This window comes from Vibrio sp. TRT 29B02, assembly GCF_050113655.1.
Taxonomy (GTDB): domain Bacteria; phylum Pseudomonadota; class Gammaproteobacteria; order Enterobacterales; family Vibrionaceae; genus Vibrio.
Map to the genome: position 1 here is coordinate 13,605 of NZ_JBNJOJ010000021.1, position 17,601 is coordinate 31,205.

General features: G+C 45.3%; 9 protein-coding genes. All 9 read right to left on the reverse strand.

The genetic code is table 11. The annotated features are described in order from the left end of the window. Positions 1–173: 173 nt before the first annotated feature. The gene (locus ACQEXT_RS13600; protein WP_426952517.1) at positions 174–551 is read right to left on the reverse strand and encodes a hypothetical protein; all 378 of its coding nucleotides are present in this window, start codon (positions 549–551) and stop codon (positions 174–176) included. A gap of 386 nt (positions 552–937) precedes the next feature. Further along, positions 938–2,416, reverse strand: coding sequence for an RHS repeat-associated core domain-containing protein (locus ACQEXT_RS13605; RefSeq protein WP_426952519.1), 1,479 nt, complete (start codon positions 2,414–2,416; stop codon positions 938–940). 239 nt (positions 2,417–2,655) lie between these two features. Beyond that, entirely contained in the window at positions 2,656–2,997 is a 342-nt protein-coding gene (locus ACQEXT_RS13610) for a hypothetical protein (RefSeq protein WP_426952521.1), read from the reverse strand. Positions 2,998–3,000: 3 nt separating this feature from the next. Beyond that, positions 3,001–10,023, reverse strand: a complete 7,023-nt coding sequence (locus tag ACQEXT_RS13615) for an RHS repeat-associated core domain-containing protein (protein ID WP_426952523.1) — start codon at positions 10,021–10,023, stop codon at positions 3,001–3,003. Next, a complete protein-coding gene (locus ACQEXT_RS13620; protein ID WP_426952525.1) occupies positions 10,020–10,547 on the reverse strand; it encodes a hypothetical protein in 528 nt (175 codons plus the stop codon). Before ACQEXT_RS13620 ends, ACQEXT_RS13615 begins: the two co-directional genes overlap by 4 nt. Then, positions 10,540–12,075 carry an apolipoprotein N-acyltransferase gene (gene lnt / locus ACQEXT_RS13625; RefSeq protein WP_426952527.1) on the reverse strand — a complete coding sequence of 512 codons (1,536 nt, stop codon included), beginning with the start codon at positions 12,073–12,075 and terminating at the stop codon, positions 10,540–10,542. Before lnt ends, ACQEXT_RS13620 begins: the two co-directional genes overlap by 8 nt. A gap of 580 nt (positions 12,076–12,655) precedes the next feature. After that, positions 12,656–15,529: an aminomethyl-transferring glycine dehydrogenase gene (gcvP, locus tag ACQEXT_RS13630; RefSeq protein WP_426952529.1), complete on the reverse strand. Its 2,874-nt coding sequence runs from the start codon at positions 15,527–15,529 to the stop codon at positions 12,656–12,658. Positions 15,530–15,650: 121 nt separating this feature from the next. Further along, positions 15,651–16,031 (reverse strand): glycine cleavage system protein GcvH, encoded by a 381-nt coding sequence (gene gcvH / locus ACQEXT_RS13635; protein WP_138973171.1) that lies wholly within the window; start codon positions 16,029–16,031, stop codon positions 15,651–15,653. Between the two features lie 34 nt (positions 16,032–16,065). Next, complete coding sequence (locus ACQEXT_RS13640; RefSeq protein ID WP_331427635.1) at positions 16,066–17,361, reverse strand: serine hydroxymethyltransferase; 1,296 nt, start codon at positions 17,359–17,361, stop codon at positions 16,066–16,068. Between the last annotated feature and the right edge of the window lie 240 nt (positions 17,362–17,601).

Sequence of the window (17,601 nt, forward strand, 5' to 3'; positions counted from 1 at the left end):
AGGAATGCTAACAACTGATATTTCTGACCTAATCGCATCCATATACCTTAACATCACAAAATTGAACACCAGCAGCTATGCCACTTCCAGGACCAACAAAGCCTTTACCAATTCCTGCTCCTTCTTGAGAAAAATCAGCCGAAACTCCTCCAGATAATAGCCCCGCACCTCCATTAATAAATACCCCAAGTTTCCGCATTACCATTACTTAGCGCTTCTCCATAAGCCCCTGAATAACTGGCACCAGTACCACCAAACACTCCCAATCCGAACTGCATACATACAGTAGAAGTTAGACATTGATTTCCGTTAGTATCCATTATTACACCACTAGACAAACTAACTCCGCTAACACCAACAAAACCTGAAGCACTACCGCTTGCCCCTCCAGCTAGGTGGTGGCCATTTGAATGATCTGCTAGATGTGCCTGAACTCCTTCTTTAAACTCAACCTTTTTAAATATTGACCAACCTTTGGTCATCTTATCTTTAAAACTCATAGAGTCATTGTACAAGTAGATAGTAATCACACTAACAGCAGAACGAACCACTGGAACACCGCCAATCTATAATAGCATTGGCTCATATCTCTCTTTGAATACTGGACCTCTTCAAAATATAAAATGGCATTGGCATAGCGACACAAAGACCAATTAACAATGGAAATGAAAGTCCCCAGCTTGATAAAATCAATTGCAAAGGTGGAATACAAAAAAACATATAAAGAGTCAAAAATATCAACTTGAATGCTTTAATGTTTTTTGAACTAACCACCTTCGAGTACCAAAAACACCAGATAGTAAATAAATAAAACCCAACGCCAAATAACATACTTACATCAAAGCCGATATTAATCGACGTCAAAATAAATAGAGCTATAAAAAAAGCATTAAACGCAAACAGATAAAAATAAAGCAAAAAAGAATACATAACAAACTCACTCTATATTTCTTTGGAAAGACTGTTGCTCACAAACGGACATACAATAATTATTATTACTTATATACCTCTCTCTAAAAGTATATATATACACACCAAAATCAATCTCTTTCGGCATTTCTAAGTTCTTCAATTCAACTAGCGTTGATGTTGTATCATGCGCAGTTTTTAATGCCTCTGTGACTTCATCTCCCCCATAACCAGAGAGGGTACCACTTAATGAGCAGAATGTTGTTTTAAATAGCGAACATCCATTCGATGTATCGGGTGAAAGGCCTGCGGCCTTAAATGCTGCATTATCTCTATACTGCCAAATGCCGTCACCGCGTTTTACCATTTGTGATCTCGAAGAGTCTTTTTCTGCTTGAGCATCATTGTACAAGTAGATAGTAATCACACTAATAGCAGAACGCATCACTGCATCTCGGCTATTGGAACCACTTGCTGCGGCCGCTATACCTGACACGATAATCATACCTCCAGCTTGAAGAGTCTGCGTTTGAACATTGGCATGAACAATTCCTCCACCAAGCTTACCAATGACGCCGCTGATAAAGCCTTGCTTGAAGCTGCCACCTTGCAATTCATGGATACCACCTTGAGCTACACCATGAGCAAGGGGTAACGCCGCTCTTAAGCTTCCTGTTTGTGCATTGAATGGACTGCCCTCACCATGGGCAAGCCCATTTGTAATACCAGCAGATAGGCCTCCTATCACACCAGCTTGGACTGAGTCTCCAAAATTTCCAGTAGTGATATAGGTCGTAGAGAATGAAGCGGTTGCACCGCTCGCTGCCGCTTGAGCTACTTCGCCCAAGCCAGCATATAGCCCCGAGGTGGCATAACCCATCGCAATTGCACCGACCACCATGCCAGCCATTTGGATTACAGGGTTTTCAAACGTCTGACTCACAACAAAGAATGCCATCGCAGCAGCCCACCACACCCAGTGCCCTGTTGGGTCAGTATATTTCAACGGGTTGTTATACACGTATGCGTAACGGTTGTAACTTTGGCTAAAGCTCGGCTCTGGCACGAACGTATCGGCACTTAAGAAACGACCAATCACAGGGTCATACAAACGCGCGTTCATATTAATAAGACCACTGCTATTGCCAACATTTTCATGCCCAGTAAAGCCGCGCATTTCTGCGTTGGTAAACATTGGGGTCGCTTGCAACTCAGCAGAAGCCAGTAGCTCACCAAATGGCGTATAGCCACGCTCTATCTGCACTTGGCCATTCGGGTCTGTAATGAGGTCTGCCGTACCCAGAGCATCACGGTGGAAATAAGCTGTGCGGTCAATTTGTTTTTCACTACCAATTAACGTTTTGACATGCTCAGCAACCGCTTGGTTGTCAGCGAGGAAGCGGTGACGCATGGTTGTCACGGTCTTACCACTGTTATCCGTTGATAATTCAAGCTGATATTCAGGGCTAATGTAGTAGGTCGTCACACCATTAGCAGTTTGTTTCACACGTTCACGTTCACTGCCATACTCATATTGCACGAAGTCGCAATGAGACTAACACATAATATAGCTTCATAAATTCACCTATATATTAGTTAAATAAACAACGTGAGATCGTGATGGCGAATATAAACACACTACATTCAAAGTAATAAAAGTCTTCTTATTTAACCCCAATAAATAAGACCCTTTCTAAAAGCCACTTGAAGTTAATTCAAGTGGCATCTAGTACTTGATGAGCTCACCTACCTATCAATAGTGTTAGATGCATAGCTTTCCAACGCCTTCAGCGACACATAAAACATGCAAGGCAACGCGATCACTAGTACGATAAACTCGGGTATAACAATACAACCTACCGCAGAGATTACTAATATTGCTATAACACGCCCCCTGTACCCACGGTCAGTCTTAAACATTAAACGTGTGTATTTCTGCATAAAACCAAATAAACAAAATATCGCAATAATTAACACATCATATCGCCCATCATTTATAAAGATTGATACTAATGGAATTGTTGCACCAGACATCATCATTAATAGTAACTTAGGGTAAATACCTTTTATTTGAAACGCATTTTTCACTCTTTAATCCTCTGCATGATCATTTAGCATCGCTTCTTGAAATAGAAAATCACTAACTTTTCCATATGCGTCAAACCCTATCATAACGGGCAATTCAAGTTGTACCGGAAGTGCTTCGATAGCCAAATCGTTCAAAATTAATGAGCCTACGTCATTTGCTAAGTCTGCCGATTGAGTCATTGTGGCAGACTCGTTATAAAGGTCGTAAGCATACTTCCCACTCGTTGCTCCAAGTGATATCCCACCGAAAAATGTAGCACAAGGTATATTTGCTGTTAGCAAGCATCCCGTTGCAATCTTATCGCTGGCAAAGCCAATATTTGAGACACCATGCATAATATCCTTTGCTGTAGTAGGACCAGAACGTCGATTCATTTCTTGCATACGTGCAATATCGTTATAGAGATAAACAGTAATCACACTAACAGCAGAACGCATCACCGCATCTCGGCTATTGGAACCACTTGCTGCGGCCGCTATACCTGACACGATAATCATACCTCCAGCTTGAAGAGTCTGCGTTTGAACATTGGCATGAACAATTCCTCCACCAAGCTTACCAATGACGCCGCTGATAAAGCCTTGCTTGAAGCTGCCACCTTGCAATTCATGGATACCACCTTGAGCTACACCATGAGCAAGGGGTAACGCCGCTCTTAAGCTTCCTGTTTGTGCATTGAATGGACTGCCCTCACCATGGGCAAGCCCATTTGTAATACCAGCAGATAGGCCTCCTATCACACCAGCTTGGACTGAGTCTCCAAAATTTCCAGTAGTGATATAGGTCGTAGAGAATGAAGCGGTTGCACCGCTCGCTGCCGCTTGAGCTACTTCGCCCAAGCCAGCATATAGCCCCGAGGTGGCATAACCCATCGCAATTGCACCGACCACCATGCCAGCCATTTGGATTACAGGGTTTTCAAACGTCTGACTCACAACAAAGAATGCCATCGCAGCAGCCCACCACACCCAGTGCCCTGTTGGGTCAGTATATTTCAACGGGTTGTTATACACGTATGCGTAACGGTTGTAACTTTGGCTAAAGCTCGGCTCTGGCACGAACGTATCGGCACTTAAGAAACGACCAATCACAGGGTCATACAAACGCGCGTTCATATTAATAAGACCACTGCTATTGCCAACATTTTCATGCCCAGTAAAGCCGCGCATTTCTGCGTTGGTAAACATTGGGGTTGCTTGCAACTCAGCAGAGGCTAGGAGCTCACCAAATGGCGTATAGCCACGCTCAATCTGCACTTGTCCGTTCGGGTCTGTAATGAGGTCAGCCGTACCGAGAGCATCGCGATGGAAATAAGCTGTGCGGTCAATTTGTTTTTCGCTGCCAATTAACGTTTTGACATGCTCAGCAACCGCTTGGTTATCGGCAAGGAAGCGGTGACGCATTGTTGTCACGGTCTTACCGCTGTTATCCGTTGATAATTCAAGCTGATATTCAGGACTAATGTAGTATGTCGTCACACCATTCGCGCTTTGTTTCACACGCTCACGTTCACTGCCATACTGATATTGCACGATATTGCCATTGTCGTTGATATGTCTAGCTTTGTTAAACGAGTTCCAAGCAAGTGTACGGCCACGACCTGTCAGCATGTTGCCGTTGGCATCATAGGTATATCCGTTCGTTAACTGACCATTTGGATTGACTTCAAAGTCACCTTGATCGGTTTTATACGTCAAGTTGCCATAGACATCGTAACGATAGTCGCGCTCAATAGAGGAGACACTCTTGTTATCGCTGAAGTTCCACTGCGTTAGACGGTCAAAGTCATCATACTGGTAGTATTCGGATTGATTGCGTATCGCACTGACTTTACTTAACACATTACTGCGCTCGTCATAGGTATAATTGATATCACGCAGATAGGTATCGCCCATGCCTGTAGTGATGCGTTGAACCGTACCACGAGAGCGGTCTATATCACGTCGAGTTAGTAGACCATTGCCAAACAGTTCACCACCGATTCGACCGAAGTTATCACGACTCGTCGCCACCCAAACAATTTCAGCCGTTTCATCTTCAAGACGCTGGTCAAGGATTTCTTGAAGTTCTGCCTCTGCCACCACTAAATCATCCAGTTCATCCGTCAAGTCAGACAACAAGTCGGTTTCCTGTCTTGCCAAAGCCGCATTTTGCTGAGCTTGAACAATCAGTTCATTCGCCCTCGCTTCAGCATTATCAGATAACGCTTGATAATGATTCGCTTGGCTTTGTTCCTGGTTTGCTTGTGCACGTTGGCGATTTGCAATGGCCTGATAGTGATTGGCCCATTGGTTATACACCTGCGTCAAGTTAATACTAGCTTGAGCACCGTTGAAGCAGAGTGTTCCACCTTTCCATGTTGAACAACGACGTGTTTGCACCATCCATAATGGTACTTTAGCCGTAAAGTATTCTTTTCTCTTACAGTTCCCCTTCCAGTCTTTCTTCAGGCAGCGGTCATATTTATAATACGCATACCCATTTTGAGTTTTGTAATTACTGAAGACTCGATTACCAAACACACGCCAATAGTATTGGGCTGTATTGCGGTAACTCGCCGCTTGACTGGCATTTATGTTGGCACTTCTGAACAAAGACTGTGCACTGGCGCTTAGCTGATTCGCCGTGTTTTGATGGCTGGCACTTTGTGCAAATAACTGCTCTGCGGCTTGGCGAAGACGTTCAGATTCTTCAATGTAAAATTGGGCGCTTTGCTCTAGCTCGTAGGCCTGTGCCTCAAGTTCCATGATGCGCTCTGAGGTTTCCATCAGCGCAGTTTCAATTTGCAAATATTGGCTATCCCAAATGTCTGAGTAGGGAATACTCATTCGTTTGAGTAGGCCATTGACATCATAATCTTTATCCAGATTCATACCCGATGGGAAAATCACTCGACTTAGTCGGCCTTGCTCATTGTACTCATACTGAGTGATGTAACTAGAGCCATCAATCGTTAAGGTCATAGACTCTGTTCGACCGAGGGCATCGTATGTGTAGCTGCGATTGCTGCTATCACTACTTGCGACATCAAGGCCACCTTTCAAGACTTGGTCATATTGCCACTGATTCACTCCATCAGGACGAGTTTCACCCGTTTTTCGGCCAAGTGCATCATAAGTAAAGGTGGTGCGTTGCCCCTTAGCATCTTGTTGCCAAACAAGCTCGCCCCAAGCGTTATGTCCGTACGTCCACACGCCCATTGCAGGGTCGTTCATTTGAGTTTTATAACCTAGCTGGTTATAAGTCAGCTCCGTCACCAAACCATTGGTATCGGTTTTTGTTAGGTTCCCTACTGCGTCATAGGTATAGCGAACCGTCGATTGCCCATTTTCAGCAATTTGAACCGTCTGACCTAGGCCATTGGTTTGCTCGACTTTTTCAAACTGACCAGGACCAGTTATTGTCGCGGTTAAGCCTTGATAGTACGTTGTGGATACTAGGTCACCAACATCTTCTGTAGGCTGGGTTTGCCTAATTGGGCGACCTAAATCATCATAAGCAGTTTGCAACCAGAAAGTCGCATCGCCAGCGAAGTAGCCCTCAAAGTAAGGCATGGTTTCGCCCACTTTTTGCCCCTTGGCATCATAAGCGATATCGACAATAACCGTTTTACCATCACCATTGAGTTGTGTCGTGCGAACTTCTCGGCCTAATCCATCGAAATACGTTGTTGTCAGCCCGCCTTGCGAGGTTTGTGTGGTCACCATAAAGACACTGCGGTCACCGAGGGTTAATCCATGCTGGTCTAACCCTGCATCAGCACCATCGCTCCACTCATACACCTGCGCAACCCAATTGCCGTCAGGAAGTGTTTTCTTCACTTCGCGACAATAATCATCATACTCAAAGCGTGTGACCAAACCATTCGCATCGGTAATACTCTGCGGCAGACCACATTGGTTGTCATAGGTGGTGCTCACAGCATGACCGAGTGCGTTTGTGTGTCTGGTCACTCGTCCATAGACATCGTAAGCCGTTGCCGATTGTCTGGTTTCACCACTTCCCGTGGTTTGCTCTGAGGTTCTAAACCCTTTAGGGCTATAACCAAATCGAGTCGCTAATGCCAATGCATGTCCGGGCTCTAAAGTTTGTTCAACTAATGCGCCTGTATCAGCGTCATAAGAGAAAGAGGTACGCCTTACTTGGGAGTCGTGACGGTTCGATTTAGTGACATTGATATTAGTTGGTTTACCAATCAGCCAGCGCTGAGTGTCGTGTTGGTAGCGTGTTGTCGTGGTTTCAATGAATTGCCCTCCGTCACCATCTTCAATGACTTTGGTAATCGTATCTGGGAAGTTAAGCGCATCATAGCCACGGTATTGAGTCGTCGTATTCGTTAACAGGTTCGAGGATAAATCCCACGCCTTCTGGTTGGTTTCGACCAATTGAGGCCACGTTTGACCTGATACAGGTGCATTAACATCTTGATAAACAAAATGACTTTCTGCTACTTTGCGATTGTTAATATTAGTTTCGGTTTTAGCGATATAAGGCACCCAGTCTCCGTGGTACGCAGTCGTACTAATCGACTTCGTTTTGCGCTCAACATCATGAGTCTGGATTTCACCAAATCCAAGTAGTCCCTTGTCCTTATGTGCGTGATAACCTTTATAGAGGTATTCAGTTCGATTAGTGCTACCAATAGCATTGTCTTGCTTGAGGGCTTTCACTACTTTGAAGTTTGGCGTTAAGCCAATGAGTCCTTGCGGCGGGGCTGCATTTTGGAACACTGAAGCATCGCCCGTCATGCCATACTCGAACTCACTTTTTATCCCTAAGCCAGATGTCACAGATTTAAGTAGTGCTAATGGCTCAAACTCATAAGACAAACACGCTAAGCCATCGATAGAGCGGTAACAATCGCCAAGTAGACCATCGCCATTCGCATCCACGCCTTTTTTAAACGGGCCGTAAATGTTATTCACGCCAAGAGAATAAATAGTGGTCTTGATACCAAACAACTTTTTAATGCGATTGCCTGAAAAGGTCATTTGGTCATCAAGCTTCTCTAAATCTGCATTGATGGTGGCGAGAAGTTCAGGCTCGTTGAAGCCATTTCCATTTCCGTAAGCACAATAAACACGCTCTCCAGCGATGTAACAGAAATCGGCTAGCCCATCGCTGTTTCTATCAGATAGCATGATAGAGCCTTCAACTTGGGCAACATTATTTTCTCTATCGTTAGAGACTTCAAAGTGGTCGCGCCCAAGAACCAAACGCGTTGTGGCAGTTTCAAAACCTTTGCCTGTATTTTGATGACAGACATAGTTATTCCCACTTCGATAACACAGTTCTGATAAACCATCACCACTGATATCCACCAAGTTCATGGTGCGTTGAAGCTGTTCAACCGTTTTTAAATCTCGTTTATGGGTATCATTTGTCGGGGAGTGAGTCGCCGTATTTTTGAGTCCAATAGGTAAATGGCTGGCCCAGCGCTCTGGCGCTTCAAATGACAGGTTTCCTTCCGACTTCTTGCCTAATGAGCAGTAAAAGTGCCCATCAAGCCTTACTCCACAAAGGTCTGCAAAGCCATCCTTGTTTATGTCAACAAACTGGTTTTGTGGCATCTTAACCGAATCAAACTCAATATCGGTATAGCTTAAGGAAATGGACTTGTAAGTTTTTTCCAATGGGTAACCATGATTAATCAGCACATAGTCTGATGATAGGCCACTTCCGGTATTGTTCGCACACACCACACGGTTCGATTCAACGCGGCAAACATCCACCAATCCATCATTGTTGGCATCCAATAGGCGTACCGCTTTATCAATCGTATAATTTCGGCTCCAGTAATGCCCAGAATCAAACGAGCGTCCATTGCGGTTTAATGCGCAGAAAAAGCCCGTTTCATTGAATGCACAGACATCCTGAAAACTATCATCGTCGATATCCATTAGGCTGATGGATGCGTAGTTTTCTGCTTCTTCCCATGCACTACCTTGGAAATCACTGCTCCATTTCACCGCACTGCCATAACGGCCATTACCTTCATTCAAGCCACAGTAGAGGCCGTCTTTTAAATAACAAATATCACTCAAACCATCTCGATTGATGTCGCCAGCAACAAAGCCTTTAAACTCACCCAGGCGGTAGAGCGTTTTTTGCTCCGGCTCACTACCGGCATAAGGGTTACTTTCCCACTCAAAGGTATGAGCAGGCATACATTCCTCATCCGAGCCACACACTCGCAAGCTATTTAAACGCGTCAGTTCAATGCCTTGAGAGTTCACTTCACCATAGGTGAATTCAATGCGGCGAAGCGCATGACCACTGCGGTTAATTTGAATATTATCGAGCTTTTGTGCCAATGTTTGTTTCTGACCAAACCGATAGGAAGAGAGGACATCAGGGCGATTGACGTAATTAAAGTTAAGGCTTACATCTGCGTATTGGATTTTATCAAGATAATGTTGACCTTGGTGAGTTCGGTACCGATAGTCGATACCATTATTAAATCGGTCAGATTGCTGAGAAATAAACCATTCGAGCCCATGATCATCAACCGTAAGTTGTGCGTCCTCTCTTGAACCGTATCGGGTCACATAACCATCTGCGGAATAAATCGTCCAACTATCAGGCCCCGAAGTCAGGCTGCCGTTTGCAACTACCTTAGTTTGCCAACCTCCCTTAGTGCGGTATTCACTGCCATTTTTACCTAACTGCCCCGAGACTAGGAAAAGCCTTTTGCCATCCAAACAGTAGACATCGGTATCATCAAAACGGAGCCCACTGTTGACACCATCATCTTGTTCATTTCGGCTACAGCGAGTGATGCTAGATAAGCCATCCAAACTCACTCCTAAGCCTAGTGGCCCATTCCCTGAGCCCTGTTGATAACTGACAGACAAAGAAGGGACAAGCTCATTGACGCCACTCGGTAACTGCAAATCAACTTGATAACCTGATTTTCCTTGAGAAACAAATGCACTACCACTGAGTTCCCCCACAGAAGAGGAAAGAGAAGGGAGGGAGAAACAAGAGAGTGCAACGATACATAAGCTCGATTTAATTCTCATCATAACGACTCCTTGTTGTTACCCAAATTGTTAAACCGTTGTTCAATATTGATAAGATCGTCTTCGACCTCAATCACTTGCTTTTCAATTGCTTGAACTTGAGTCGACGGCGTATCAGGAGTCAGTAATACAGGGTCGTAGGTGAATACAATGCCCTCTTGCTCAAGCTCTGACAAAATCATACTCGCTTTAGCCAACACCAATTCAGGGGACTCTTCTTCAGATTGAGCTATCACCGTCTCTTCATCTAACTGACGTTTAGCATCAGCAATATCTTGGTTAAACGTGTCCAGCTCTGCCAGCATCTGAGCTTCAATGCGCTCGCTTTGAGACTCAAAGTCATGGCTCGACTCAGTGAGTGCTATGGTTGATGAATCTGACGCACTCCCCATATCTGGAGAAGAAGAGCTTGCGACAGGCGTGCCTATTCTCTGAGTATGTACCGATTTATCGTAGTTAAGGGCAACGATACCAATGCCGACAACAAGAGCAAAACCAGCCCCTACCGTGAACCAACGTTTAACCATGACGTATCCTTGTTTCGTTATTTTTCGCTGCGCTAAAGAGGCGCTTATTATGGGTAGAGCGAACATTTGTTAGCCCAAGCTGATTAAGTGCATGCAGTAACAGCAAGACACCGAGTGATAGCCACAATAGCCATTGGTGTCCGTACTGCGTGTATAGAGTTTGGCGTGTTTGGAGTGGCACAACGACATCCAATACCTGCGTTCTTTGATGAGTAACTTGAGAAAGCACATCGCCATTAGGTGCGACAAGCGAAGTAAAGCCCTGATTGGTCGGATAAATAATCGACTTCCCAACTTCAGCCGCTCTCACCTGTGTCAATTTGAGTAGAAACTGTTTGACCCAAGGGGTTTGTGTCCATTCCACATCACTCAGTAAAATCGCGACATTACCGGACTGTAATTTAGAGGCGAACACATCTGAATAGAGCGCCTCATAGCATACGGCCAACACCGCTTTGAGCGGCCCAATATTATGGACGTTGCTCGTATTGGGGACGACTTGCATATCGCCACCTCTAGATAACGTCACGCGCTCCATCCAATCAATAAACCAAGTGGGGCGATACTCACCAAAAGGCACCAAACGCTGCTTATAGTAAATAGGGGCAAGCTCATTGTTTCGGTAAATCACGTTTTGTAAATGTTGGCCATTTCTCGCTTGTCCACCCCAAATAACTACCACGTGTTTGTCGTCAATTTTCTGTAGGCTTTCCTGAACAAAAGGAGCAATTTCTCGATACGGCATGGACATCGAAGATTCAGGCCACACGACAATGTCGGCTCTTGGCGCTTGCAAGGAAAGAGATGCGTAACGCTGAACACGTTCAATGACCTCATTTTTGGACAGCTTGTGTGTACCACTGAAATTCCCGTGAATCATTCGAACCTTCGCTTGGTCAGGCGAGAAGTAGTAGTTATTCACCACTTGAATGCCTTTATCGAGCGCAACGATAACCAAAATACTCATCACAAATTGGCTCAAGGGGCGAGCCGGTGATGATCGATTGATAAACACATAAACCAACAAACTCGCCACGACATAAACTAAAAAGCTGCCACCAAAAGCCCCGATAACACTTAACCAGCCGGACAAACCGACATCTTGGAATAAGAAACCGGGATGTAACCATGAAAACGAAAAGCTGGTAAGTTCACGTAAGATATCAATAGACACTAAGATAAAGGGAAGCGTCACCAATGCACTGCGACGAGACAGCCCGAGAGTAACAATAGGAACAATCAGAAAGCTTAGTGATAATATGAAGATAAGTAAGGGCCAAAGTCCCCAACGTATCCAACTGGCGTCACCGTACTCATCAGCGAGGTAACCGTTCACCCAAAACAGTGAGGTAACGTAATACCCTAATCCAAATAACATCCATAAGGCACATCGAGCGCTTTTTGTTTTGAGCTGAATATGCACAAAGAAAAGAACAGCAAAACTAATCAGTGCTATCCCTAAACTTATTAATTCAAAGCGATAAGACATTGCATGAGCAACGCCTACGACTATCCCTAACCACCACATACATCATTCTTTTTTATAATATAACCACAATAACTAGGTGGTATTATTAACATATGCAACTGGCAATTTAGCGTGTTTTTTTTGTACAAAACACAGAGGCGGAACGAGCATCTTACAGTGTGAATTTTAAGTAAATGCTGACTTGAATAACGTGATTTTATTGCGCTTATAGTTAGTTCTAAATGCATCTATCGAATCAGGACTGCTTGGGACATTTTTCAGCGTATGCAAGAGAGAAATGTGAGGCTTAGGTAACCCTGATGCTCGTCCCGCATTGGAATGACATTATCGATTGTAGTAGGTCACATCAGGACTAGGTTGCGAGGAGACATACTTTATGTGATTTCGTCTAGAGCGAGGAAACACTTGTATCTAATTTCTAAAAGTGGACACTAAACGATCAATGGAAATCCTTACCGACCAACCAGTCAGCTTTAAGGACGGTATGGTAGTTAAGTTAACGCTATTAAGTTGGTTGTTCATATGAGCTACAACGCCCCCCAAAGAAAAGGCGAACCAAACGGTTCGCCTTTTTATTCAAGTTAGTTTCCAACTTGGTTATCTGTGATCAACGAGATAATTAATCTTCGTAATTGTCGATACTTGGACAAGAGCAGATTAGGTTACGGTCACCGTAGACATTGTCTACACGGTTAACAGTTGGCCAGTACTTCCAGCTCTTAGTCGCAGGTGATGGGAAGCAGCCTAGCTCACGCGAGTAAGGGCGGTCCCATTCGTCTTTCGACAGGTCAACTTGAGTGTGAGGCGCTTTCACTAGAGGGTTATTGTCTAGTGGCCACTCACCATTTTTGACTTTGTCCATCTCTTCACGGATAGCAATCATGGCATCACAGAAGCGGTCAAGTTCTTCTAGGTCTTCAGATTCTGTTGGCTCAACCATCAGTGTACCCGCAACAGGGAACGACATCGTTGGCGCGTGGAATCCGTAGTCCATAAGACGTTTAGCGATATCTTCTTCGCTGATGCCTGTTTCTTCTTTAAGCGGACGAATGTCGATAATACATTCGTGAGCAACGCGGCCGTTAGTACCACGGTAAAGTACAGGGTAGTGAGGGCGTAGACGCTCCATCACGTAGTTTGCGTTTAGAATCGCGACTTTTGTTGCTTCTGTTAGACCCGCTTCACCCATCATCGCGATGTAAGCCCAAGAGATTGGCAGGATTGAAGCACTACCTAGATCCGCAGCAGATACCGCGTAGTCGTTGCCTTCAACACCATTTTCGATGTGACCAGGTAGGAAAGGTGCTAGGTGTGATTTAACACCGATAGGACCCATACCAGGACCACCGCCACCGTGTGGGATACAGAACGTTTTGTGTAGGTTCAGGTGTGAAACATCTGAGCCGATAAAGCCTGGAGACGTTAAGCCCACCTGTGCGTTCATGTTGGCACCGTCTAGGTAAACCTGACCGCCAGCCGCATGAACCATTTCACATACTTCTTTCACTTGCTCTTCATACACACCGTGCGTCGAAGGGTAGGTGATCATGATGCTTGATAGGTTTTCTGCGTGCTTTTCGATTTTAGCGGCTAGGTCGGCCATATCGATGTTGCCTTCGTCATCACACTTAACAACGACGACCTTCATTGACACCATAGACGCAGTCGCAGGGTTAGTACCATGTGCTGAGCTAGGGATCAGGCACACATTACGGTGCCCTTCGCCACGGCTTTCGTGGTAGCGCTGAATCGCGATAAGACCTGCGTATTCACCTGATGCACCAGAGTTTGGCTGAAGTGAGAACGCGTCGTAGCCTGTGATTTCACATAGCTTCTCTTTTAGGTCTTTAGCTAGAGCTGAGTAGCCTGCGGCTTGATCCATTGGTGCGAATGGGTGAATTGAGCCAAATTCAGGCCATGTCACTGGGATCATTTCAGCAGCAGCATTAAGCTTCATTGTACAACTGCCTAGTGGGATCATACCGTGTGTTAGCGAGAAGTCTTTGTTCTCAAGTTGCTTCAGGTAACGCATCATTTGCGTTTCGCTGTGGTGCGTGTTGAACACAGGGTGAGTCAAGTACTTAGATGTACGACGCAATGCTTCTGGAATCGCGGCAAACTCGTTGCTAGCAATTTCTGAAGAAAGGGTATTCACATCTTGGCTAACTGCAAATACTGCAAATACTGCAAATAGTGCTTCGATATCCGACGTGGTTGTTGTTTCGTCGAAGCTGATGCCTAACTTACCATCAAGCTTGCGCAGGTTGATGTCAGCGGCTTGCGCTTTCGCGTATAGCTCGTCTGTTTTGTCTGCCGAGTTGATAGTGATGGTGTCAAAGAAACTGTTGTGAGCCAGTTCAAAGCCGGATTTGTTAAGGCCGGCCGCAAGGATCGCTGTCATGTGGTGAGTACGGCGCGCGATAGTACGCAGACCTTCTGCTCCGTGGTAAACGGCGTAGAAAGAGGCCATATTCGCTAGCAAAGCCTGTGCAGTACAGATGTTCGAGGTCGCTTTTTCACGACGGATGTGTTGTTCACGAGTCTGCATTGCCATACGTAGCGCTTGGTTGCCGTTGGCATCGATAGAAACACCGATAACACGGCCAGGCATCGTACGTTTATGTTGGTCACGTGTTGCCATGAATGCAGCGTGTGGGCCACCGTAGCCCATTGGTACGCCGAAGCGTTGAGCACTACCGATTACTACATCAGCGCCCATTTCACCCGCAGGTTTAATAAGAGCTGAGGCGAGTAGGTCGGTTGCGACCGTTACTAGAATTTTGTTTTCATGTGCTTTAGTGATGATGTCAGTCAGATCACGAACTTCACCCGTTGTGCCTGGGTACTGAAGTAATGCACCGAACACGTCTTGGTCAGCCAGTGTTTCAACTGCGCCAACTTGAACATCGAAACCGATGTATTTAGCACGAGTTTTGACGACTTCAAGCGTTTGTGGATGAACGTCATCAGCAACGAAGAAAACGTTGCTCTTGCTCTTACCTGCACGCTTACACAGAGTCATTGCTTCGCCGGCTGCTGTTGCTTCGTCAAGCAGTGATGCGTTCGCAATGTCCATTGCAGTAAGATCCATGACCATCTGCTGGTAGTTAAGCAGTGCTTCAAGACGACCTTGAGAAATCTCAGGTTGGTATGGCGTGTACGCAGTGTACCAACCTGGGTTTTCTAGCACGTTACGTAAAATTACGTTTGGTGTGAAAGTGTTGTAGTAACCTTGACCAATAAAGGTACGCTTAATTTGGTTAAGGTTAGCAAATTCGCGCATGGCAACCAGCATGTCTGCTTCGCTTTTTGCTTCTGCAAGCGTCATTGGCTTTTCTAGGCGAATTTGCGCTGGAACCGTCTCTTCGATCAATGTGTCTAGATTCGCTACGTTGATCGCTTCCAACATTTTTTGTTGGTCAGATTTGTTTGGTCCATTGTGGCGTGCAACGAACTCATTTTGTGTGCTGAGGCTTTGAAGTAATTCAGTCATTGTCCTTTACCTACTCCATCATTCGGGTAACGGATTACAGCATTGCTGATAATATTGATTATACGTCCGAACGTTGAAAAAAAGCTGCCACCTAAACGGGGCAGCTTTGCTGTATTCCTAATTACTCGTCTTCGATTGAGTTTAGGTACTCTTCTGCGTCTTTTAGATTGTCTAGCTCTGATGGATCAGACATCTTCACTTTAACAATCCAGCCGCCTTCATAAGGTTCTTCGTTAATAAGCTCTGGGCTGTCTTCTAGATCTTCATTGATTTCAACGATTTCGCCCGTGATTGGGGCGTAAATGTCCGACGCTGCTTTTACAGACTCAACAAGTGAGAAGCTGTCGCCTGCTTCGATTTCGTCTTCAACAGCAGGCAAGTCTACGAATACAACGTCGCCTAGCATCTCTTGTGCGTGCTCCGAAATACCGATAGTTACTGTGCCATCACCGTTGTCACGAACCCATTCATGGCTGTCTGCAAACTTCAGTGTGTTGTCCATTGCTTATTCTCCAAAAATAACTGTATTAAATTGTTTATTGGTAAAGTGGGAAGCGAGCGCAGAGTGTTTTCACTTCTTTGCGAACACGTTGCTCTACTTCAGCGTTGCCTTCTGGGTTATCAACCAACCCGTCTAGTACATCGCCAATCCAGTTACCGATGAGTTTGAATTCTTCAGCGCCAAAGCCTCGGCTTGTTCCTGCAGGCGTACCCAAACGGATGCCCGATGTAATCATAGGCTTCTCTGAGTCGAATGGGATGCCATTTTTGTTACATGTGATCCCAGCACGTTCTAGGGCTTCTTCTGCTTTGTTGCCTTTCAGTCCTTTAGGACGTAGGTCAACCAACATCAGGTGCGTATCTGTACCACCAGTCACAATGTCACAACCGCGAGTTTGCAATACTTCCGCAAGAACTTTTGCGTTGTCGATCACTGAATCAATATAAGTTGAAAATTCAGGACCTAACGCTTCACCAAATGCGACTGCTTTAGCTGCGATTACGTGCATTAGTGGGCCGCCTTGTAGACCAGGGAAAACGGCTGAGTTGATCTTTTTGATGATCTCTTCGTGGTTGGTCAGAATCATGCCGCCGCGAGGACCACGTAGTGTTTTATGAGTTGTGGTCGTCACCACGTGTGCATGCGGTAGTGGGCTAGGGTGAGCGCCCGTTGCGATTAGGCCAGCAATGTGTGCCATATCGACCATTAGGATTGCATCCACTTCGTCTGCGATTTCGCGGAACTTAGCGAAATCAATCGTGCGTGGAATCGCACTACCGCCTGCAATAATCATTTTAGGCTTGTGTTCAACCGCTAATGCGCGAACATCTTCATAGTTGATTTCAAGTGTTTCACGGTCAACGCCATACTGTACTGCGTTGAACCATTTGCCTGAAAGTGCAGGGCGAGCACCGTGAGTCAGGTGACCACCTGCGTCTAGAGACATACCTAGGATGGTATCACCAGGTTGAAGTAGAGCCAGTTTTACCGCACCGTTTGCTTGAGCGCCAGAGTGAGGCTGAACGTTGACATATTCACACTTGAACAACTGTTTTGCGCGTTCAATAGCGATAGACTCAACCGTATCTACGTGTTCACAACCACCGTAATAGCGGCGGCCTGGATAACCTTCTGCGTATTTGTTTGTTAAACACGTTCCTTGTGCTTGCATTACCGCTTTAGAAACAATGTTCTCAGAAGCGATAAGCTCAATTTGTTCGTTTTGACGAGTGAACTCGGCTTGGATGCCAGCGAATACAGCATCATCAGTAGCAGCAAGGTTAGTAGAGAAAAAGTTCTCTAGGCTATGATTTTGAAACGGTTTGTTCATGGTAGATGACCTTCCATTCGTGCCAACGAGATTTTTATATACGCTAATTGGTTCTCGTCAGTTCTACTTCTTTGTCTGCTCATTACTCTGCACGAGCAGGGTGAATTTCCATACCCCAAAATAGCGGGGAAAACTGAAACCAAGGGTTAAATTCCTCAACATTTGGCTTCCGAAATAACATCTCTACAACTAACAAGTTGGTAACATAACGGTTGTGAAAGGAACAATCAACCAAAAATT

Bases quoted from the DNA above. Each gene is read 5' to 3' on its own strand.
- ACQEXT_RS13615 (WP_426952523.1), bottom strand. From the start codon at position 10,023: ATGATGAGAATTAAATCGAGCTTATGTATCGTTGCACTCTCTTGTTTC.
- ACQEXT_RS13620 (WP_426952525.1), bottom strand. From the start codon at position 10,547: ATGGTTAAACGTTGGTTCACGGTAGGGGCTGGTTTTGCTCTTGTTGTC.
- lnt (WP_426952527.1), bottom strand. From the start codon at position 12,075: ATGTGGTGGTTAGGGATAGTCGTAGGCGTTGCTCATGCAATGTCTTAT.
- gcvP (WP_426952529.1), bottom strand. From the start codon at position 15,529: ATGACTGAATTACTTCAAAGCCTCAGCACACAAAATGAGTTCGTTGCA.
- gcvH (WP_138973171.1), bottom strand. From the start codon at position 16,031: ATGGACAACACACTGAAGTTTGCAGACAGCCATGAATGGGTTCGTGAC.
- ACQEXT_RS13640 (WP_331427635.1), bottom strand. From the start codon at position 17,361: ATGAACAAACCGTTTCAAAATCATAGCCTAGAGAACTTTTTCTCTACT.